Source organism: Pseudarthrobacter sulfonivorans (genome assembly GCF_024391045.1).
GTDB lineage: Bacteria > Actinomycetota > Actinomycetes > Actinomycetales > Micrococcaceae > Arthrobacter > Arthrobacter sulfonivorans_B.
In genome coordinates, this window is record NZ_JANFCZ010000008.1 from 92,141 (window position 1) to 113,199 (window position 21,059).

Sequence of the window (21,059 nt, forward strand, 5' to 3'; positions counted from 1 at the left end):
TGTCCCGATATACCATCTACTTACGGTATGGATTCTTCGCGTCGGGGGAGAGTTGGGGGACATCGGCCTAAATCAGAAGTATCGAATTCCGGAAAGCAACGGCAAATTTGAAAATTAAACGGCCAGCGTGCCATTACTTCGTCAACTGGGGGCGTCGCTAATGACTGTTCGCGTGCAAGCATGGGGAGTTATCGCTGCTGTCCTGGCGGATCAGGATCCTGCGGGTGCGGCCATTCGGCAGCGCCTCAGCAACCGCCTGGGCGAAAATCCCGGGGTCCCGGAACGGGCCCTGCTGGAGTACCTCCTCGAGCGCAGGCAGCAGGATGCCGCGCTGGAGGGCGCCCGGGATACGGCCTGCTCCGCGCAACCGCTGAGCGCTGTGCCGCCGCATCTTGCCGAGCGGCTGGACGCGCTGCGGAGCCTGTCCAGAATCAGCGCCCTGCTGGAAAACCAGATGCTGATGACCGCATTCCAGCCGATTTACGGGCTGGAATCCAGGAGTGTGGTAGGTGTTGAGGCCCTGTCCCGCTTTGTCAGTGACGACGGCGCGGGTGCTGAACTGTGGTTTGCCGAGGCTGCAGCGGTGGGCCTGGGTGCCAACCTCGAATTCTCAGCCCTCGGTTCTGCAGCCCTGGCCGCCGCGAATCTCCCGGAGCACCTTTATGTCGCGATGAACATCTCGCCCGCATCGTGCCTCGATCCGCGCCTGCCGGAATTGTTTGACCACATTGAGTTGCCAATAGGGCGGATCGTTCTCGAATTGACGGATGGAATTCCCGACGATCAATACTCGCATTTCATTTCCGCTATTACTCCGCTGCGGGAACGCGGGCTAAGAATTGCCATCGATGACTCGCATTCCAGTGCCGGCACACTGAGCCGGATGCTCCATTTACGCCCTGACTTCATCAAGCTGGGACGAAGCGTCATCAGCGGAGTGGACCGGGACCCGACGCAGCATGCCGTTGCCGCCTGCATGGTGGAGTTTGCCACGCAGATCGGCAGCGTGGTGGTGGCGGAAGGCGTGGAAACCGCCGACGAACTGACAGCGCTGACCGAGCTGGGTTTCAGCGCCGGGCAAGGCTACCTGCTGGGCAGGCCCTCCGTGCGTCCGAAGGACTGGGCCGCGTGGAATGTTCCCCTCGACCCCGATGAGCTCCGGTACCTTTCCGCCGATTCGGGCCGCGCTATCCCGGGCACTGACGGGCGCTGACGGGCGCTGACGGGCACTGAGCCCGGCCTGCCAGGTGCTCAGCCGGAGGGCCATTCGCCGCGCTCCTGCAGGATCTCTTTCAGGAGGTCCGCGCGGTCCGTCACGATCCCGTCCACACCAAGGTCCAGCAGCCGGCGCATCTCGGCCGGATCATTGATGGTCCACACGTGAACTGCCAGCCCCAGGGCGTGCGCCCGGCGGATGAAACCGGGTGTGACCACGCGGATCGTCCCCTGCCGGACGGGGACCTGCAACGCCTGGACGTCGCGCAACGGCCCCCGGAGCACCAGGCGCAGCAGCGGGAGCGGAAGGACCGGCCCAAGCAGCACAAGCAGCCCGTTCGTCACCACCCCGCCCGAGGAGGCAACCGGCTGGCTGAGCAGCTTCAGCACCGCCCGGCGCCGGCGGTCTGAAAAGCTTGCCACCAGGACACGGTCATGGGCGCCGTGACGTTCAATGCCGGCGGCCAGGGTACGCACCGAGCCCCAGTCCTTGATGTCCAGGTTCACCCGCACGTCCGGGAACGCCGTGAGGAGTTCGTCGAACAGCGGCACCGCCTCGGCACCGCCGATCCTGGCGGCCGCCACGTCGGCGGCAGTCAGTTCTGAGATGCGGCCGAGGCCATCGGTGACCCGGTCCAGGGTGTCGTCGTGGAAGAGCAGCAGCACGCCGTCGGACGTGGTGTGGACATCGGTTTCGACGTACCGGTACCCGAGGTCCACGGCGGCCCGGAACGCGGCCATCGAGTTTTCCAGCCCCTCCCGGGAGAAGCCCCGGTGGGCCATGGCGATGGGGCGCGGCCGCGAGGCATCACCGGAAGAGTCAAAATACCGCTCGGTCACGCTGCGAGCGTACCGGAAGCTGCCCGCTATGCCTCCTGCGGCACGATCTCCACGCCATCGCTGCAATGAAGCATCGTGCGCCCCAGGCCACCGTCGAGATTCACCCACACTGAGGTGTAGTCCGAGGTGATGGCGTCCACGAGGCCTCCGGTTTCGTAACCTGGGTTGAGGAGCACACGCACGCGGTCGCCCTCCTTCAGTGCCTTCCAGTGCGCGGCCGGCTCTGCCGGCCGCAATGGCGCCTCGGGCCTACGTTGGTTGCCGTTCCTTGCCATGACTTCCCCTCAAGCTGTGGATGGTGTATGCCGCGCGGCCCACTCTAGGTGGCGAAAGTGAACGTGAGGTGAGCGGAAGCTGTGCAGACGCGTGGCTGTTGCCGGTCAGCGCAGGTCCAGCCCGAGCCCCGCGAGCCTGGCCTCAAGAATCTGCGCCACGCCGTCGTCGTCGAAGTGGGGTGCCTGCTGGCCTGCGGCGCGGATGGCGTCCGGGTGACCGCTTGCCATGGCATATCCGTTGCCTGCCCAGCGCAGCATCTCGACGTCGTTGGGCATGTCGCCGAACGCCACGACGTCCGCGGCATCGATCGACAGGGACTTGGCGTATTCGGCGAGGGTGACTGCCTTGTTGACGCCGGGAAGGCATAGTTCCAGCATGGCCACGCTGGGTGCGGAGTGCGTTGCGTAGGCGAGGTGCGCGACGGCGGGGCGGACCTCCGCGAGGAAGTCGTCCGGGGTGCCTTCCCTGACGATCGCAAGGAACTTCACGACGGCGTCATCCGCGGTGAGCGTGTCAGCCAGCGGGGCGGGGGTGAATTCGGCGAGCAGTTCGCTGGAGCCGTTCGCGATAAAACCCGGTTCCAGATGGAACCCGGTGAGGGTTTCCGCGGCGAAGAGCGAGGCGGGCCGCAGGGCCTTGATGATCCGGCGTGCTTCCCGGACGGCATCAAGGCTCAGCGTCCGGGCGGAGATTAGCCGGTCCGCCTCCAGGTCCCACACCACGGCGCCGTTGGAACAGATCACGGTTCCGGTGTGGCTGAGCTGGTCCTGCAGCGGGTGCAGCCAGCGCGGCGGCCGGCCGGTGACAAAAACCAGCTCGACGCCGGCCTCCCGGCAGGCGTGGAAGGCTCGGACGGTGCGGTCGCTGATTTTCCCGTCGTGCCCCAGGATGGTTCCGTCAATATCGCTTGCTACCAGCCGCATTCCTTCAGTCTACGTGCGGTGGCGGGCATCCCGAACCGGCCCGCCACCCTTCTCCCCGGCCTCCACAACCACGCGGAGCCTTGGCTCAGCCGGGGGCCGAAGGAAATGTGTTTTCGCAGGTCAGATGCGTGTTGAGGCTCAAGGAACTTAAGGAGAGCTTAATAAAAGCTTGAGGATATGCGGGGGTGAAATTTGAGTGGCCGTTTGAAGAATGAATTTGCGGCCCAATGGGGGGCCTGACACCTAGCTAAGGAGCCCTCCATGCAGCTCACCCTATCTTCGACCCCGACCAGCACGTCCGCCGTTCAGCGGGCCCTGAAGGTTGTGGTCCTCGTCCCGGCTTACAACGAGGCCGGGTCGATCGGGGCGACCCTTGATGGCCTGATGCTCCAGTGCCGCCCGGCGGACCTGGTGGTTGTTATCCCCAATGGATGCACGGACGCAACGGCGTCGGTAGCCCGAAAGTACCCCGTCGCCGTGATGGAGCTGCCCCGGTTGGAGCACCGCAAGTCGGAGGCACTGAACCGGGCGTGGGCGAGGTACGCCTACGACGCTGACGTGGTGGTGTGCCTCGACGCCGACACGGTCCTTCCGCCCAACGCCCTCGCGGCCTGGGAACGGGAGTTCACGGGACGCCGGGCAGCACGGCTGGGCGGATCGTCCTCAAAATTCACCATGCAGGACCCGGGGTTTCTGAGCAGGCTGCAAAAGGCCGAGTTTGCCACTTGGACCGATACCGCGCTCCGGCGCCGCCAGACCAGTGTTCTGGCAGGAACGGGGTGTGCCATCAACAACGGGGTCCTGCGGCAGATCGCAGCCCGCGATGACCGTGAAGGCCCCTGGGTCTATACCTCCCAGGTGGAAGACTTTGAGCTGACCTACCGCATCCGCGAACTGGGGTACGTCTGCCAGGTCTCCCCCGACGTCCGCGCCTACACCGACTCCATGAAGACCATCAAGGCCTTGTGGGGCCAGAGGATGAAGTGGCAGGTGGGCACCGTCGAGGACCTCCTTGACCTGGGCATCAACCGGCTGACACTACGGGACTGGGGGCAGCAGGCGATGGGCTTGCTGGGCGTGTTCCTGAAGTTTCTGTGGATCGCCGTCATCGTCCTGTCGCTCACCCTCGGGGTCTTCAGGTTCGTCCTTTTTTGGTGGCTGGTTCCCGTGCTTTTTATCAGCCTTGACGTCAAACGGGCGCTGCGGATCCCGCACCGGGACTGGAAAGACATCCTGATGGCCGCAACATTCTTCCCCCAGGAACTGTTCATGTGGCTGCGGTCGGGATGGTTTCTTGCCTCCTGGTGCGCAGTCCTCACCACAAAAATCACCCGGCGGCGCATCGACCGTTGGGAAGCGCAATACACAGCAGAGGATATTTAGATTATGTACGGAATGACCGCCGCCGTTCCCGCCACCGGAGCAGCAGCCCTGGCCTATACAGGGCTGAACGTCGGCTCTTCACTGCTCACCGCCCTGGGCGTCATGCTGATCGGGGTGGCCCTGCTGGCGCTGCTCCGCAAGGACAGCAAGGTCAAGCCCTGATACCGGCGGGCCCGGCTGACGTCAGGACGCGAGCCGGGCCCGCAGCGCGTTCTTGAACGCCGCGGCCGACGTGCTGCTGCTGTTGATCCGCCAGTCAGTTTCCTTCTGCATGTTGAACCACACGAAACCCGCCACATCCGGCTGCGCGGCAAGGTAGGAGACCAGTTGCGTGTTCCAGGCCGCCTTGTCCCCGCCGGCTTCGCTGGATGCCGTCTCGGCAATGAGGATGGGTGTGCCGGGAGCCAAGGCGCGGAGCTGGGCAATTCCCGGTGCGAAGAGGTCCTGCGGCGAGATCCAGGCGCTCCATGACGCTGAAGTGCCCCAGTTGTAACCGTCCAAGGCCACGACATCCACATAGCCCGCGCCGGGGTAGAGGCCGGCGAGGTCAGTGGACCCGTAGTAAGGGACGTTGGGACTCCACACCCAGGACACGTTGGTTGCCCCCTGGGCCGCGACAACATCGTGAACGTGCCGCCACGCCTGGACATAGTCACCAGGCCGGTTGCCGTTGACGCTTTCGGACCACGGGTACCAGTCGCCGTTCATTTCGTGGGCGAACCTCAGCTGCACCGGGTAGCCCCACGACGCCAGCGCCTGTCCCCACTGCGCAATGTGGGCATCGAAGTCACCGGCAGCGATCCTGGCCAAGGCGTAAGCGGGCTGCACTGCGCCTCCACCCCAGGCCCAGGGCTCCCAGGTCACCAGCGGCACGGCGCCACGCGCTCGGGCTGCGTTCATTTCGGCAATGGGCGCAGGCTGTAGGAAGTCCTTGTAGAACAGCACGCTGGACGGCGACTCCCCGGCGAGGACGGCCACCTCGTCGAGCTCGGCACCGGCCAAGGGTCCTCCCGGCGTCGCAGCCCCGAAATGCAGCCTGGCCGGACTGACCGGGGGCACTGCCGGGGTAGCCACGGTCACGGTGAACACGGCCGACCCCTGGACTGATGAGGTCTTGGCTGTGACCGTCACTTTGCCTGTGGCCGCCGCCGGAATGGTGGCAGGGGCACTGAACGTACCGGCCGACGTCGTTCTTAACGGGAAGGAAGCGGATCCAATGATCACGGTCCCCGAGGTGGAGGCTTTGAAACCGCTGCCGGTGACCGTGATGGAGGATCCGGCGGGCCCTGTGGCGGGGCTTAAGGAAATATAGCCCGCCGCTGCCTGGGCGGCCACGGGCTGGAGCACGGTCATGGCCAGTGCCAGGCCCAGGCCTGCGGCCACTGCCGCAATCGATGTCTTTATGGATGTGAACACTGCGGTCGGTCCCCAAAATCGTCATGGCAGCCAGGTTCGCTGCCGGCCAGGTGCGCCGGGCGGCACATGCCTGATCGTAAAGGCCATGCGCTGAAGTTGATCATGGCTTGATCGAACTTTGCGGAAAAACTGTGCCTCGCGGCGTGTCCGCGTGGCCCCGCACCCGTGTAACGGACCTTGGGCCGGTGCCGCCTTTTTGACGCTGTGCTACGCCGTATTGAGCCTTCGCGACGCCCGGTGAACGCCCGTGTCCGGTGCCGTTGTGGCGCGTGGGGGCCGTCCGTACTGTCATCTCAACACGTCCACCAGCAAAGGAAATACTGTGCCCGATTCCCAAGACAAGAGTCCCCAGCGCAAGAGTCCCCAGGACCAGCCGGCCTCCACCCGCATTGTGGCCGGACAGTCAGCCACCCCTAAGCGGCCGCTAGGCCTGAAGATCGGCATCGCCGCCGCCGTCCTGGCCCTGGTGGGCGGCGGAGTGGCCGTCGCCTCAGCGGTCACCAACAGCGCCGCTGCCCCCGCCGCCTCCGTAGCAGCTCCGGGTAACGCCGCGGCCGAGTTGAAGCTTGGCTACTTCGGGAACGTGACGCATGCTCCCGCGTTGGTGGGTGTCGGCCAGGGTTTCCTTGCCGAGGAACTGGGTGAGACGAAGCTGAGCACGCAGGTCTTTAATGCCGGGCCGGCCGCGATCGAGGCCTTGAACGCCGGGGCCATTGACGCCACCTATATCGGCCCGAATCCGGCGATCAACTCGTTCGTCAAGAGCGGCGGCGAATCGGTGAGCATCATTGCGGGCGCCGCTGCGGGCGGGGCGCAGCTGGTGGTGCGCCCCGGGATTTCGTCGGCGGCGGACCTGTTGGGCAAGACCCTTGCCTCGCCGCAGCTGGGCGGGACGCAGGACGTGGCGCTGCGTGCGTGGCTGTCCTCCCAGGGTTTCAAGACGAACGTGGACGGCAGCGGCGACGTTGCCATCAATCCGACGGAGAATGCGCAGACGCTGAAGCTGTTCCAGGACGGAAAGCTCGACGGCGCGTGGTTGCCGGAGCCGTGGGCGTCCCGTTTGGTGCTGACCGCCGGGGCGAAGGTCCTGGTGGATGAAAAGGACCTGTGGGACGGGTCGCTCTCGGGAAAGCCGGGCGAGTTCCCCACCACCATCCTGATCGTGAACAAGAAGTTCGCCGCCGAACACCCGGACACCGTGCAGGCCCTCCTGCGCGGCCACGTGAAGTCCGTCGACTGGCTGAACAACGCCGCGGCCGGCGAGAAAGCCACCGTCATCAATGCCGCCCTGAAGGAAGCGGCCGGCGCCGAGTTGAAGCCGGACGTGATTGACCGGTCCCTGAAGAACATCGTGTTCACCGTGGACCCGCTGGCCGGAACCTACCAAAAGCTGCTGGCCGACGGCGTGACAGCAGGAACCACCAAGCAGGCGGATATCAACGGCATCTTCGACCTCACCGCGCTCAACAGCGTCACCGGCGACAAGACCTCAGCTGCGGGGTTGGGCAAGGAGTAACTGTGGCCGGGGACTGATCCGCCCGTACCTGCGTCACGGCGGCGCGCATTGTTGGTCCCAGCAACGAGTTCATGAAATTATGCCGCATGCGTCCCATGCAGAATTCCAGCCGCTTGCAGAATGTCCGATATGACCTGCGGGGGCCTCTCCAGCACATTGCGAAGCAAATGGAGGCTGAAGGACACCGCATCCTGCGCATGAATCTGGGAGATCCGGCGCCGTTCGGCCTCGAGGCACCCGAATCGATCGTGGTGGACATGATCCACCACCTGCGCGGCGCCCAGGGATATAGCGATTCCAAAGGAATATTCTCGGCGCGGACTGCCATCTCGCAGTATTACCAGACCAGGGGCCTGATGCAGGTCGGTGTCGAGGATATCTTCGTTGGCAACGGCGTCAGTGAACTCATCTCCATGACGCTCCAGGGCTTCCTCGAAAGCGGAGACCAGGTCCTCATTCCCTCACCCGACTACCCTCTGTGGACCGCGTCGGTCATGCTCAGCGGTGGTGAAGCGGTGCACTACGCCTGCGATGAGCAAAACCACTGGTGGCCGGACATGGCCGACGTCGAAGCGAAGATCACCGACCGCACCCGGGCCATCGTCATCATCAACCCCAACAACCCGACGGGCGCCGTCTATCCACGACGTGTTCTCGAACAGTTCGCGGACCTCGCCCGACGCTATGACCTGGTGCTTTTTTCTGACGAAATCTACGAGAAGATCCTCTACGAGGACGCGGTCCATATCCACACCGCCTCTGTTGCCGAAGACATACCCGTCCTCACTTTCTCCGGCTTGTCCAAGGCCTACAGGATGCCTGGATACCGTGCGGGCTGGGTCGCCGTCACCGGCCCGCGCAGCGCCACGGCAGCCTACCGGGAATCGCTCGAACTGCTGGCCTCACTCAGGCTCTGCCCCAACGTCCCGGCACAACACGCCATCCAGACCTCGCTTGGTGGTTACCAGAGCATTGACGACCTCGTGAAGCCCGGCGGGAGGCTGCGCGAACAGCGGGACCTGGCGTGCAGGCTGCTCAACGGGATCCCCGGCGTCAGCTGTGTCCCGGCGGCGGGGGCGATGTATCTCTTCCCCAGGCTGGACCCTGAGCTTTACCCCGTCGCCAACGACGAGCAGTTCGTGATCAATCTCCTTCAGGAACAAAAGATTCTGGTCTCCCACGGAACCGCGTTCCATTGGCCGACACCCGACCACTTCAGGTTCGTCATCCTTCCGGCCGAGACCGATATCAGGGACGCGGTCAGCCGCATCGCTACCTTCCTGGCCAGCTACCGCACCAAGGTCCACAAGACGGTTGGCAGCGCGCCAGCGGATGGGGCGCCGGCGGCAACGCAAGCCGAATAACACCGCGGCTCCGAAGGGACCGGCCGCGAGTGATGCGCCTCAGTTCGCCCAATACGCTGTGCTAATGGAAATTCGTGAAGTGACCGCCGACGACCTGCACCAGGTGCAGGCGGTATGCGATGCCAGCGGGCGCGAACGCTGGACCGAAGATTCGATCATCCCGCGGAGCGACCGGCTCGTTCTGGCGGCCGTGACGGCAGGCGGGATCATCGGCGTGGCCAAAACGCATTTCCATCCGGACCCGGACGGCGCCGTGCCCGCAGGCCATTATCTGGGCGGCATCGTGGTGGTGCCGGGTTTTCGGCGGCAAGGAGTAGGTGCAGCCCTTACCCGGGCCCGGATGGAATGGATCTGGGCCCGGGCCGCGAGCGCCTATTACTTCGCGAACGAACACAACGACGCGTCCATCACTATGCACGAGGTTCTGGGCTTCCACCCTGTCGCCAGGTTCGCGGAAATTCACGGGGTGACCGCTGATCACGGGGAGTCAGAGCTGATCCTTTTTGAGGCAGCCAGATAGAGCGTCCCGGCTCACGTCGACGGTGGGTCCGTTCTCTTCCGCCTTGATATTGGGCGTTATGGCTGCTGCCGCTTCACCATCTCCGTGATCCAGATGGGCGCGAAGGGCGAGGTGCAGTTGGGCGGTGTGGGGTAGTCCTTCAGCACCTCCAGTCGCTCTCCAATATCCAGGGCACGGGCACGGTACTCGGCGTGCTCAATCCCGATCTGGGCCAGGCAGTGGTTCATGGCCCACTGCAGGCGATCCGGAGCGGCCTGCATCTGCGCCTCGATGATGTCCAGCAGCCCGGTGAGGTCCAGTCCTTCAGGCTTCTTCGCCACCCGCTCTGTGGTCAGGGCCCAGCCGGCACTAGCAACCACAGGATCCGGGTCGGCGAACCAGGCCACGCGCAGTTCCTCCGCGTGCGGGCTCTTCTTCACCACGTAGTTCACCAGCCAGTCCTGCACTTTGGGCGTGCGCGACTGGCGCAGCATGGCGTCCAGCTCGTCGCGCCCGAATTCCTTTGGACGGCAAATCAGCAGAGCCAACAACTTTGCCGCGGTGTCTCCGGTTGCCCAGAGTTCACGTGCAAGGTCCTGCTGGGTCTTGAGCCGTTTGGCAACCGCCCGCAGCTTGCTGAGGTTCACCCCGTGATCGTCCCCGTTCCGTGCATTCACCTCACGGGCTCTGGGCTCCTCCAGCGCGGCCAATTCGGTCATCAGCTCGTCCACCGTCGTCCCGGTCACAGCTCCTCCTCACCGGCGTTGAGCTCCGCAACAGCGTTCAGCTCCGCGCGCGTGGGCGGGTTGGCCCCCGGCCTGGAGACGGTCACCGCGGCCGCGCGGGAGGCATGGGCCAGGAGTTCGGCCAGGCCTTCGGCGGGCAGTCCGCGGAGTGCTTCCCGGTTCTGCGCGCCGTCCAGGCCGCGGTCAACAATGCCGGAGAGCAGCGCCGCCATAAACGAATCCCCCGCACCCACAGTGTCCGCCACGTCCACTTCCGGCGCCGGACACTCCACCTCACCGGCAGCTGTAATCCCCCACGGCCCGGCCGCCCCGCGGGTGACCACCACCATCGCCGGTCCCTCCGCGCCGCCAAGGGACAGCCAGCGCCGGGCAGATTCCAGCACGTCAGCGCCCGGGTAGAGCCACGCCAGATCCTCGTCCGAAGCCTTGACAACATCCGCCAGGGAGGCGAACTTCTCAGCCTGCCGGCGCGCATATTCCACGTCGGTGATGATGCTGGGACGGCAGTTGGGGTCGAAGCTGATGGTGGCGGAAGGGTGGGCGTGTTCGACGGCGGCGAGGACGTCCGCGGCGCCGGGCGCCAGCATCGTGGCGATGGAGCCTGTGTGCAGCAGGGTGGTTCCCTGCAGCATAAACGCGAGCCGGTCCGCCAGGTTGGGAAGCTCCCAGGCGAGGTCGAACGTGTAGGTGGCGGCGCCGTCGTCGTCAATCTGCGCGGTGGCGACGCTGGTGGGCAGGTCATCGGGGCCCTGCGGCAGCATCACCGAACTGGCCCGCAGGTGGGCGGCGACGGCGTCCCCGTAGGCGTCGCGGCCGTACCGCCCAATGAACTGCACGGGATGGTCCAGGCGCGCCAGCCCCACCGCGACGTTGAGCGGGCTGCCGCCCACGTGGGCCTCGATTCCGGAGCCGCGCTGGACAACATCAACAAGGCCTTCGCCGATAACAGTGAGCATGCTCATACTCTGCCAGAGAGACCCGGGTCGAGTCAGGCTGCGTTCATCCCCTAGCATGGAGATATGACATCCCATGTCTTGCCAATGATGGCAGCTGCGCCAGCCGTCGAGCACGTCCTCGCGGTCCGGGGCGTTGGCGGCTACCGCCAATACCGCATCCCGGCCCTCGCCGTCTCGTGGCAGGGCACGGTCCTGGCCGCGTACGACGGACGCCCCAACCTCGACGACCTGCCCAACCCGATCGACCTCCTGCTCCGGCGCAGCACGGACAACGGCAAGACCTGGAAACCCCAGCAGGTAGTGCGCACCGGCGGCGGCCTCAACGGCTACGGCGATCCCAGCCTCTTGGTGGATATGGACACCGGCCGCATCTTTATGTTCCACGCCGCCGGAACGCACGCCGGCTTCTTCGAGGCGGTGGCCGGCACGGATCCCTACGACCAGGTTCAACACTGCGACCTGAGCTTCTCCGACGACGACGGCCTGACCTGGCAGCACCGCCGGATCACCGCGCAGCTCAAGCTCCGGCCCCGGACACGCCCGGACGAACCGGACATCACGGGAATCTTCGCCGCGGCGGGCCAGGGCATCCAGATCCACACCGGGCCGTTCCGCGGACGGCTGGTGCAGCAGTACGTGGTCCTCGCCGGCGGTGAGATCATGGCCGCCTCCGCCTTCAGCGACGACCACGGCGAGACCTGGACGCTCGGGGAACTGATCGGCGCGGGCACGCATGGTTTCAGTCCCAATGAAAACAAGGTGACCACCCTCGCCGACGGCCGGCTTTTGCTGCACAGCCGCGGCACGCCGCGCCGCCTTGCCGCAAAGTCCGACGACGGCGGCGCCACTTGGGGTGCGCTGGTTCCGGTTGAGGACCTCCCGGACCCGGGCGACAACGGATCGCTGGTTCGCTTCGATAGCCTGCCGTCGGTGGCATCCTTGGCCGACGAAGGCACTGATGCCTGGCTGCTGGCCACCAACAACCAGGACACGGCCCTACGGCGGAACACCGTCCTGAGCCTCTCCACGGACAATGGCCACAGCTGGCCAGCCAAGCTGGTCCTCTGCCCGGGCAGCTCTGCCTACTCCACCGCCGCCCGGCTCCCCAACGGCAACATCGGCGTCCTCTACGAGCGGCAGGGCTACCGGGAGATCGTCTTCGTGTCCGTGCCGGCGGAACAGCTGACAGCACAGCTGACGGCGGGCCCTCCTGACCCCGGAGCGTTCGAGCCGGCCGCCGATGAGGACGCCAGCCTGGCGTTCGACATGGTGCTCCGCTCCATCACTCCCGGCCGGCCGGCCGTCTGGCAGAACTCTGGGGACTTCCACGTGATGCCCTCCGTCGCTGCCGAATGGGCCGTCCACACCTGGAAGGAAATCGGCCAGGGCTACACTGCCGAGGCGGCCCAGGTGATCGGTACCAGGGAAGCGCAGGACCTCAACTACGGACCGATCATCCCTGGCTACAAACCCGGGGACATCCTTGCGTTCACGGGCCGGGCGCGCAACGACGGCCCCGAGCCGGTGACGGGCGTCCGCCTCTCCGGCCCCGGCGCGGAGGCCTTCCCCGTGGCCAACCTCGGCCCGGGCGAGGAAACCCTCTACTTCACTCCCGGCTACACCGTCACCGATGCGGACGTGGCACGCGGCCGCGCGGACGTCGTCTTCGACCTGGCAGCCGAGCGGGGCACCACGGCCGTGCGCCGCCGTCGTGCGTTCACTTTTGATACCCGCAGCGGTGGCGTCGCGGCGGGAGACTGCGAGAGCGTCGGCCCAAAACCCACGTTAAATGAGAGAGCGTTCGCGGAAAAGCCCCATTAAGTGAGAGAGCGTCCCCGGCAGGGGCGCCGGTGGAGGGGTGGGCGCTTGACGGGACGCTGTGATCCGACTTACAGTCATCCTACGAGCTCGGACGTCCTACATCCGATAAACCTTCTGGAATGGCGAGGCACTCATGAACGAAACCCTTAAAAACCTGCCGCTGGTCAATGACGCCAGCCGCCGGAACTTCCTCAAGCTGACCGGTGCCATGGGTGCTGCCGCAGCATTCACCGCATCCGTTGCCGCATGCGGCAGCCCCGCGGCAACCACCACCGGCAGCTCCGCGAACACCGCCGCCATCAACAAGGACCTCACCATCGAGGCGGGCATCTCCTACGCCCTGTCCACCGGCTTCGACCCGCTGAGCTCCTCCGGTGCCACGCCGATGGCCGCGAACCTGCACATCTTCGAGGGCCTCGTCGAACTCCACCCCGCCACGCGCGAGCCGTACAACGCCCTCGCCGCGGCAGACCCCAAGAAGGTCAACGACACCACCTACCAGGTGACCATCCGCGACGGAGCCAAGTTCCACAACGGCGCCCCGGTGACCACCGAGGACGTGGCCTTCTCCTTCACCCGCGTGATGGACCCGGCGAACAAGTCCCTGTTCTCCCAGTTCATTCCGTTCATCCAGGACGTCAAGCCCGTGGATGCCAAGACGGTTGAGTTCACCCTCAAGTACGCATTCCCCGGCTTCGGCCCCCGCATCTCCGTGGTCAAGATCGTCCCCAAGGCCTTGGCCACGGACCTCAAGGCCTTCGACGCAGCCCCCGTCGGCACCGGCCCCTACAAGCTCATCTCCGCCGTCAAGGACGACAAGATCGTCTTCGAAGCGTTCGCCGACTACAACGGCCCCAAGCCGGCACTGGCCAAGGGCATGACCTGGCTCCTGCTCTCCGATGCCGCCGCCCGCGTCACCGCCGTCCAGTCCGGCCGCGTCCAGGCCATCGAGGACGTCCCCTACCTGGACATGGACGGCCTGAAGTCCAAGGTCAAGGTCGAGTCGGTGCAGTCGTTCGGCCTGATGTTCCTGATGTTCAACTGCAACAAGGCGCCGTTCAACAACAAGCTGGTCCGCCAGGCCCTGCACTACGGCCTGGACAAGGACGCCATCATCAAGAAGGCCCTGTTCGGCAATGCCAAGCCGGCCAGCTCGTACTTCCAGGAAGGCCACCCGGACTACATCAAGGCCAAGAACGTCTACGGCTACGATGCCAAGAAGGCTGAAGACCTGCTCAAGGAAGCCGGCGTCACCAGCCTCGAGTTCGAACTGCTCACCACGGACACCGCCTGGGTCAAGGACGTTGCCCCGCTGATCCTCGAATCCTGGAACAAGATCCCGGGCGTCAAGGCCTCCGTGAAGAGCATCCAGTCCGGCGCCCTGTACACGGACCGCGTTGGCACCGGCGACTACACGGTGGTTGCGGCACCGGGTGACCCGTCGGTCTTCGGCAACGACGCGGACCTGCTCCTGAGCTGGTTCTACTCGGGCGCCACCTGGATGGAAAAGCGCGCCTACTGGACCGCCCCGGAGCGCGCCCAGCTGCAGGACCTGATGAACAAGGGCTCGCAGGCCGCCGGAGCGGACGCCAAGAAGATCACCGGCGACATCGTGGACCTGGTCTCCGAGGAACTCCCCCTCTACCCGATCTTCCACCGCCAGCTGCCCTCCGCCTGGGACGAGAAGAAGCTCAACGGCTTCAAGCCGCTGCCCACCACCGGCATGTCGTTCATCGACGTCGGACGCACCTCCTAGCAGCCCACGTACTGCGGGGCCTGCCCGGCGACCCGCCCCCAAGGGAACGCCCGGCAGGCCCCGCGCTCTGCACTCCCCAACAAACCGGAGAACAAATTGGTCACGATATTGCGTCTGCTCGGCCGCAGACTCGCAGCACTGCCATTGATGATCCTGGGCATCACCCTGCTCGTCTTCCTTGTCCTGCAGGCCGCGCCCGGCGACCAGGCCAGCTCCGCCCTCGGTGACGGCGCCTCCGAGGAAGCCAAGCAGCAGTACCGCCAGGAAAACGGCCTGAACGATCCGCTGGTCCTGCAGTACTTCCGCTTCGTCGGCAAGCTGCTGCAGTTCGACCTCGGCGTCACCACCCCGCCGGCCAAGTCGGTTGCCTCCATGATCGGCTCCGCGTTCCCCCTGACGCTGCAGCTGACCTTCCTGGGCGTCCTCATCGCCATCGTCGTGTCCCTGGTCTTCGGCATCCTCGGCGCCCTGTACCGGGACAAGTGGCAGGACCAGCTGGTCCGGGTCTTCTCGATCGCCGCGATCGCCACGCCGTCGTTCTGGCTGGGCATCCTGCTGATCCAGTGGTTCGCCCTGGGCACCAACCCGATGTTCCCCTCCGGCGGCATCGCGACGCCGGAATCCGGTTTTGGGGGCTGGCTGAACTCCATGGCACTCCCGGCCCTCGCGCTCGGCATCCCCGTCTCCGCCTCGCTGATCCGCGTGGTCCGCACCTCCATGGTGGAGGAACTGGACCGCGACTACGTCCGGACCGCCATCGGCAACGGCGTCCCCTACCGCGAGGTGGTTTCCCGCAACGTCCTCCGCAACGCCCTGGTCACCCCGGTGACCGTGCTGGGACTGCGCGTGGGCTATCTGCTGGGCGGCGCCGTCGTGATTGAAATGATCTTCGCCCTGCCCGGCATGGGCCAGCTGATCCTCAATGGCATCACCAACCTGGACATCAACCTGGTCCAGGGCGTGGTGCTCACCATCTCGGTCACCTTTGTCCTCGTGAACATCGTGGTGGACCTCCTGTACTTGCTCATCAACCCCCGAATCAGGACGGTATAGCTCATGCGTAGCAAGCTGGCCGAACGGCTCAGTGCCCCGGGCATCCGTTTCAAAGCCCTTCCCTGGGGCTCGCGCATCGCGCTCCTCTTCCTCATCATGATTGTGCTGGCCGCCGTGTTCGCCCCGGTGATCGCACCGCACGATCCCCTGGAAACCTTCATCCCGGCCACCCCGCCCGGCGCCGAGCACTTCTTCGGCACCGACCGCCTGGGCCGTGACATCTTCTCCCGCCTGCTCTTCGGTGCGCAGTCCTCCCTGATGATCGGTCTGGGCGCCGTGGCCCTGGCCATCATCGCCGGTGCCCTGCTGGGCTCCTTCGCCGCCACCTCCAGCAAGGCCGTGAACGAGCTGATCATGCGGCTGATGGACATCCTGATGGCGTTCCCGGGCATCGCCCTGGCCGCCGTGCTGCTGGCGGCGTTCGGCAACTCCGTCCCCACGATCATCATCGCGATCGCCATCATCTACACCCCGCAGCTGGCCCGCGTGGTCCGCGCCAACGTGCTCGCCCAGTACGGCGAGGACTACGTCCGCGCCGAGCGCGTGATCGGTGCCGGCCGGTTCTACATCCTGCTCAAGCACATTGTCCGCAACACCGCCGCCCCGGTGCTGGTGTTCGCCACCGTGATGGTGGCCGACGCCATCATCCTCGAAGCCTCGCTGTCCTTCCTGGGCGCCGGCGTCCAGGACCCCGCTCCGTCCTGGGGCAACGTGATCTCCTACGGCCGCAACCTGGTCCTGTCCGGCGGCTGGTGGGCCACCACCTTCGCCGGCGTGACCATCCTGCTCACCGTGCTGTCGCTGAACATCCTCGCCGAGGGCCTCACCGACGCCATGGTGAACCCGAAGCTGCGCAAGGCACCGGCAGTGAAGGACGACGACGGTTCGGCGGCTGTGGTGTCCGGCGCTGCGGCAAGTGCCGCCGTCGATACGGAAATCGGCACCTCCGTTGCCCAGTCCTCCGTGGTGGAGCAGCACGAGCTCGACGGCGTCCGCGCCGCCCACGGCGACGTCCTCACCGAGGAGCGCTACACCGAGGGCGCGGACCTTGCACATGCGAAGCTCGCCGCGGCGAACCCCCACCTGCTGCTGGACCGGGAACTGGAACTGCTCTCCGCCATCGAGGCCAAGCGCACCGACCGCCTCCCGCAGATCCCGGCCGGCGCGCGGAACGTCCTCGAGGTCAAGAACCTGTCCATCCGCTTCCCGGGCCGCTTCGGCACCACCGCGATCGTGGACAACGTTTCCTTCACCGTCCGCGAAGGCGAAACCATGGGCCTGGTGGGCGAGTCCGGCTGCGGCAAATCCATCACGTCCCTGGCGGTGATGGGCCTGCTCCCCAAGACCGCCGAGGTCACCGGTTCCATCAAGTTCGACGGCAAGGAACTGCTCGACCCGGCCACCAAGCACAGCAGCATCAAGGCCTACGAAGGCCTGCGCGGCCAGCAGATCGCCATGGTCTACCAGGACGCGCTGAGCTCCCTGAATCCGTCCATGAAGATCAAAGACCAGATGGAGCAGCTGACCAAGCGCGGCGGCCGGAAAACCCCGGCCGAGCTGCTGGAACTGGTCAAACTCGATCCCGTCCGGACGCTCGCCAGCTACCCGCACGAGCTCTCCGGCGGCCAGCGCCAGCGCGTCCTGATCGCCATGGCTCTGTCCCGCTCGCCGAAGATCGTGGTGGCCGATGAGCCCACTACCGCACTGGACGTCACTGTCCAGAAACAGGTGGTGGACCTGCTCAACGAACTGCGCGAACAGCTCGGCTTCGCCATGGTGTTCGTCAGCCATGACCTTGCCCTGGTGGCCTCGTTGGCCCACCGCATCACCGTGATGTACGCGGGTCAGGTGGTGGAATCGGCGCAGGCTTCGGAGCTGCTGCAGAACCCCAGGCACGAGTACACCCGCGGCCTCCTCGGCGCTGTCCTCTCCATCGAGGCCGACGCCGTCCGGCTGCACCAGATCCCCGGCACCGTCCCGTCCCCGCGCGACTTCGCCCCGGGTGACCGTTTCGCGGCACGTTCCCTGCGGGCCGACGCCGATCCCAACCAGCAACTGGTTCTCACCGCGGTGTCATCCGCCGGCGGCGGGGATGCCGACCACTTCTGGGCGAGCCACCTGAAGGAGGACGCAAAGTGAGCATTTCCACCGGCAAGCCGGTCATCGAACTCAAGGACGTCAAGGTCTACCACCACGCCCGTGGCGGCAAGCTCTTCCGGCCCAACATCGTCAAAGCGGTGGACGGCGTGGACTTCATCATCAGCCGCGGCGAAACCGTGGGCATCGTGGGCGAGTCCGGCTGCGGCAAGTCCACCCTCGCGTCGGTGCTTGTGGGACTCCAGCCGCCGACGTCGGGCGAGGTACTCTTCCATGGCAAACCCGCCATCAAGCGCAACGCCGCCATGCGCAAGGAGTTTGGCCGCTCCGTGTCCGTGGTCTTCCAGGACCCGGCCACCGCACTGAACCCGCGCATGACCGTGCAGGACATCCTCACCGACCCCCTGCAGATCCACGGCATCGGCACCGCAGCAACGCGTGCGGCCAAAGTCAAGGAACTGCTTGCGCTGGTAGGCCTGCCGCAGTCCGCGGCCGAGGTCACGCCGTCGCAGGTTTCCGGCGGCCAGCGCCAGCGTGTGGCGATCGCCCGCGCCCTAGCCCTGGACCCGGACATCATCGTGGCGGACGAGCCCACCTCGGCCTTGGACGTTTCCGTCCGGGCCCAGGTACTCAACCTGCTCTCCGACCTGAAGACCCAGCTGAACCTCGGCATGGTGTTCATCTCGCATGACATCCAGACCGTCCGGTACGTCTCGGACCGCATCTGCGTGATGTACTTCGGCAAAATCGTCGAACAGGGCACCGCGGCGCAGGTCTTCGACAACCCCTCCAACGACTACACCAAGAAGCTGCTGGGCGCCGCGCCGAGCCTGCTCCACATCTGACTCCCCCCCAACATTTTTCGTCTAACCATCAATATTTGGAGAACTCTGTGACCACCGCCGCTTCCCGCTTCCAGGGCGTCATCCCGCCCGTCGTCACCCCCCGCACCGCCGACGGTGCCATCGACGTGCCGTCGCTTGAAAACGTCACCAGGCACTTGCTCGACGGCGGCGTGTCCGGCCTGTTCGTCCTGGGTTCCTCCGGCGAGGTCACCCACATGACCAACAGCGAGCGCGACCTCGTGGTGCAGACCGTGGCAGGCGTCAACGCCGGCCAGGTGCCGGTCATCGTGGGCGCCGTGGAACAGACCACCAACCGCGTCATCGAAGAAGCCAAGCGCGTCATCGCCCTGGGCGCCGACTCGATCGTTGCCACCAGCCTGTACTACGCCATCAGCAACGCCGAGGAGAACGGCCGCCACTTCCGCTCCATCGCCGCCGCCATCGACGTCCCCGTCTTCGCCTACGACGTGCCGGTGCGCACCCACTTCAAGCTGCCCACCGACCTGCTGGTTGAGCTGGGCCGCGACGGCGTCATTGCCGGCGTGAAGGACTCCTCCGGCGACGACGTGTCCTTCCGCCAGCTGCTGCTGGCCGCCAAGGACATCCCCAACTTCGACATCTTCACCGGCCACGAAGTAGTAGTGGACGGAGCCCTCCTGGGCGGCGCCCAAGGCGTCGTGCCCGGCCTCGGCAACGTTGACCCGGCCGGCTACCGGCGCCTCTACGACGCCGCCGTTGCCGGCGACTGGGCCGGCGCCGCCGCCGAGCAGGACCGCCTGGCCGACGTCTTCGAAATCGTCTACACCCCCAAGGCCGGCCGCGTGTCCGGCAACGCCGCGGGTCTGGGCGCCTTCAAGACCGCCCTCCAGCTCATGGGAGTCATCAAGACCAACGTCATGAGCGCCCCCATGCTCGCCCTGGACGAGGACGAGACCAAGGCGATCCGGGTAATCCTCGAACGCAACGGGCTGGTCTAAGTCACCTGGGCTGGTGGCGTGGCTGGGTCGCGTTTGAGGCGTCATTTTGCCGTCCCTTAGACACCTCCCGCCATGCCGCTCCGGTCGCTGAGCGACCTCCGCAGCATTCTGGTCGGCGATGCGGGACTACGCAAAACAACCCCTCAAACGCTGGATGGGGATGTCACCTTCCCGGCGGTCCGCTCCTCAGAAGGTGAGCCGAACGCCAAGGGTGCCAAGTCGGGGTCTTGCGTAGGCCCGCATCGCCGACCAGAGTCGTCTGCAGGTCGCCCAGCGACCGGAAGATGACGTCGGGAGGTGTCTAAGGGCCGGCAAGGCCCGGACTTGGCACCGACCCAGCCACAACGAACCTAACCCGCACCAGACGGGACACAGGAGTGAAATGCAGTACGCGATCGGTGTTGACCTTGGTGGTACTAAGACTGCTGCCGGGGTTGTTTCCGGGGATGGGTCGGTCTTGTTTTCGGCGACTGTCCCTACGCTGAACCGGGATGGCGGGGACGCCATTTTGGATGCTACTGCTGCGCTGGTTTCATCGCTGATGTCCAAGGCTCAAGCAGAGGGTCTGGATGTCAGCGGGGTTGGTGTTGGTTCTGCCGGCGTAATTGATGCCGGGCGCGGGGTGGTGGTTTCGGCTACCGACGCGATCCTCGGTTGGGCCGGGACGGAGCTGACTGCCGGGCTGACCGCCCGGCTCGGCTTGGGGCCGGAGACTGTCCGGGCTGTCAACGATGTCCATGCGCATGCCCTCGGGGAGGCCTGGATGGGGGCCGCTGCCGGCACCGCCAGCTCGCTCCTGGTGGCCTTCGGCACCGGCGTCGGGGGCAGTTTTGTGCTCGGCGGGCAGCCCGTTCTGGGGTACCGCTACGTGGGTGGGCATGTGGGGCATTTTGCCTCACCTTATGCATTCCACGAGGGCGCTGCGGTGCCCTGCGTGTGCGGCGGAGCCGGGCACGTTGAGGCCATCGCCTCCGGGCCGGCCATCCGCGAGACGTACCTGCGGCTGGGCGGCACGGCGGACCCGGCAGACGCCCGCGCAGTTTTTGCCCTGGCCGGCGGAAGCGATGCCGTTGCCATCACGGCCGTAGGCATCGGGGCCGGTGCTGCCGGGCAGGCCGTGGGCGGGCTCGCCAACATCCTTGACCCGGAGGTGGTGGTGGTTTCGGGCGGCCTCTCCGACGCCGGAGCCCCCTGGTGGCGCCCCATGGAACGTGCCCTCCGCGCCGAGCTCCTGCCTGCTTTGGCCGGGCTGCCCGTCCTCCCGGCTAAACTCGGCAACGCGGCCGCCATGGTGGGGGCCGCACGCCTGGTTCTCACTTCCCCGTCCTGACACCATCGTCCTCAGTACCTCGCCCCAACCGCCCGTCAAACCTCCA

The 21,059-nt window shown here is 66.0% G+C and carries 19 protein-coding genes; 13 read left to right on the forward strand and 6 right to left on the reverse strand.

Translation table 11 applies throughout. From position 1 onward, the window contains the following. Positions 1-160: 160 nt before the first annotated feature. The gene (locus NQJ30_RS07605; protein WP_255769245.1) at positions 161-1,213 is read left to right on the forward strand and encodes an EAL domain-containing protein; all 1,053 of its coding nucleotides are present in this window, start codon (positions 161-163) and stop codon (positions 1,211-1,213) included. A 38-nt stretch (positions 1,214-1,251) separates the two neighbouring features. On the opposite strand, the gene NQJ30_RS07610 is transcribed toward NQJ30_RS07605, so the two are convergent. The 3 genes from NQJ30_RS07610 to NQJ30_RS07620 form a co-directional block, all read right to left on the reverse strand. Continuing rightward, the gene (locus NQJ30_RS07610) at positions 1,252-1,998 is read right to left on the reverse strand and encodes a glycerophosphodiester phosphodiesterase (RefSeq protein ID WP_255769303.1); all 747 of its coding nucleotides are present in this window, start codon (positions 1,996-1,998) and stop codon (positions 1,252-1,254) included. Positions 1,999-2,081: 83 nt separating this feature from the next. Next, the gene (locus tag NQJ30_RS19040) at positions 2,082-2,237 is read right to left on the reverse strand and encodes a hypothetical protein (protein WP_308215158.1); all 156 of its coding nucleotides are present in this window, start codon (positions 2,235-2,237) and stop codon (positions 2,082-2,084) included. 198 nt (positions 2,238-2,435) lie between these two features. Next, positions 2,436-3,254: an HAD family hydrolase gene (locus tag NQJ30_RS07620; protein WP_255769247.1), complete on the reverse strand. Its 819-nt coding sequence runs from the start codon at positions 3,252-3,254 to the stop codon at positions 2,436-2,438. 261 nt (positions 3,255-3,515) lie between these two features. On the opposite strand from NQJ30_RS07620, the gene NQJ30_RS07625 reads away from it, so the two are divergent. After that, entirely contained in the window at positions 3,516-4,637 is a 1,122-nt protein-coding gene (locus NQJ30_RS07625; RefSeq protein WP_255769248.1) for a glycosyltransferase, read from the forward strand. A 3-nt stretch (positions 4,638-4,640) separates the two neighbouring features. Then, positions 4,641-4,799: a hypothetical protein gene (locus tag NQJ30_RS07630; RefSeq protein WP_255769249.1), complete on the forward strand. Its 159-nt coding sequence runs from the start codon at positions 4,641-4,643 to the stop codon at positions 4,797-4,799. A gap of 21 nt (positions 4,800-4,820) precedes the next feature. Here NQJ30_RS07630 and NQJ30_RS07635 read toward each other — a convergent pair whose 3' ends face one another. Next, positions 4,821-6,053 (reverse strand): glycoside hydrolase family 26 protein, encoded by a 1,233-nt coding sequence (locus tag NQJ30_RS07635; protein WP_255769250.1) that lies wholly within the window; start codon positions 6,051-6,053, stop codon positions 4,821-4,823. A 322-nt stretch (positions 6,054-6,375) separates the two neighbouring features. Between NQJ30_RS07635 and NQJ30_RS07640 the strand changes: the two genes are divergently transcribed. The 3 genes from NQJ30_RS07640 to NQJ30_RS07650 all read left to right on the forward strand — a co-directional run bounded on the left by NQJ30_RS07640 (position 6,376) and on the right by NQJ30_RS07650 (position 9,453). Next, positions 6,376-7,569 carry an ABC transporter substrate-binding protein gene (locus NQJ30_RS07640; RefSeq protein WP_255769251.1) on the forward strand — a complete coding sequence of 398 codons (1,194 nt, stop codon included), beginning with the start codon at positions 6,376-6,378 and terminating at the stop codon, positions 7,567-7,569. Positions 7,570-7,655: 86 nt separating this feature from the next. Continuing rightward, complete coding sequence (locus tag NQJ30_RS07645) at positions 7,656-8,933, forward strand: pyridoxal phosphate-dependent aminotransferase (RefSeq protein WP_255769252.1); 1,278 nt, start codon at positions 7,656-7,658, stop codon at positions 8,931-8,933. Positions 8,934-8,997: 64 nt separating this feature from the next. Then, the gene (locus NQJ30_RS07650) at positions 8,998-9,453 is read left to right on the forward strand and encodes a GNAT family N-acetyltransferase (RefSeq protein WP_255769253.1); all 456 of its coding nucleotides are present in this window, start codon (positions 8,998-9,000) and stop codon (positions 9,451-9,453) included. Positions 9,454-9,509: 56 nt separating this feature from the next. Here the strand turns inward: NQJ30_RS07650 and NQJ30_RS07655 are convergent, their stop codons facing one another. Both NQJ30_RS07655 and NQJ30_RS07660 read right to left on the reverse strand, forming a co-directional pair. Next, positions 9,510-10,151 (reverse strand): DNA alkylation repair protein, encoded by a 642-nt coding sequence (locus tag NQJ30_RS07655; protein WP_255769304.1) that lies wholly within the window; start codon positions 10,149-10,151, stop codon positions 9,510-9,512. 23 nt (positions 10,152-10,174) lie between these two features. Continuing rightward, positions 10,175-11,134, reverse strand: coding sequence for a carbohydrate kinase family protein (locus NQJ30_RS07660; RefSeq protein ID WP_255769254.1), 960 nt, complete (start codon positions 11,132-11,134; stop codon positions 10,175-10,177). A 63-nt stretch (positions 11,135-11,197) separates the two neighbouring features. On the opposite strand from NQJ30_RS07660, the gene NQJ30_RS07665 reads away from it, so the two are divergent. The 7 genes from NQJ30_RS07665 to NQJ30_RS07695 all read left to right on the forward strand — a co-directional run bounded on the left by NQJ30_RS07665 (position 11,198) and on the right by NQJ30_RS07695 (position 21,013). Continuing rightward, the gene (locus NQJ30_RS07665) at positions 11,198-12,955 is read left to right on the forward strand and encodes a sialidase family protein (RefSeq protein WP_255769255.1); all 1,758 of its coding nucleotides are present in this window, start codon (positions 11,198-11,200) and stop codon (positions 12,953-12,955) included. A 133-nt stretch (positions 12,956-13,088) separates the two neighbouring features. Further along, complete coding sequence (locus NQJ30_RS07670) at positions 13,089-14,711, forward strand: ABC transporter substrate-binding protein (protein WP_255769256.1); 1,623 nt, start codon at positions 13,089-13,091, stop codon at positions 14,709-14,711. A 96-nt stretch (positions 14,712-14,807) separates the two neighbouring features. Next, complete coding sequence (locus NQJ30_RS07675; protein WP_255769257.1) at positions 14,808-15,764, forward strand: ABC transporter permease; 957 nt, start codon at positions 14,808-14,810, stop codon at positions 15,762-15,764. Positions 15,765-15,767: 3 nt separating this feature from the next. Beyond that, positions 15,768-17,903, forward strand: a complete 2,136-nt coding sequence (locus NQJ30_RS07680) for a dipeptide/oligopeptide/nickel ABC transporter permease/ATP-binding protein (protein WP_255769258.1) — start codon at positions 15,768-15,770, stop codon at positions 17,901-17,903. Beyond that, entirely contained in the window at positions 17,900-18,706 is an 807-nt protein-coding gene (locus tag NQJ30_RS07685) for an ATP-binding cassette domain-containing protein (RefSeq protein ID WP_255769259.1), read from the forward strand. Before NQJ30_RS07680 ends, NQJ30_RS07685 begins: the two co-directional genes overlap by 4 nt. A gap of 47 nt (positions 18,707-18,753) precedes the next feature. Further along, a complete protein-coding gene (locus NQJ30_RS07690) occupies positions 18,754-19,683 on the forward strand; it encodes a dihydrodipicolinate synthase family protein (protein ID WP_255769260.1) in 930 nt (309 codons plus the stop codon). Between the two features lie 382 nt (positions 19,684-20,065). Continuing rightward, positions 20,066-21,013 (forward strand): ROK family protein, encoded by a 948-nt coding sequence (locus tag NQJ30_RS07695; protein ID WP_255769261.1) that lies wholly within the window; start codon positions 20,066-20,068, stop codon positions 21,011-21,013. Positions 21,014-21,059 lie beyond the last annotated feature (46 nt).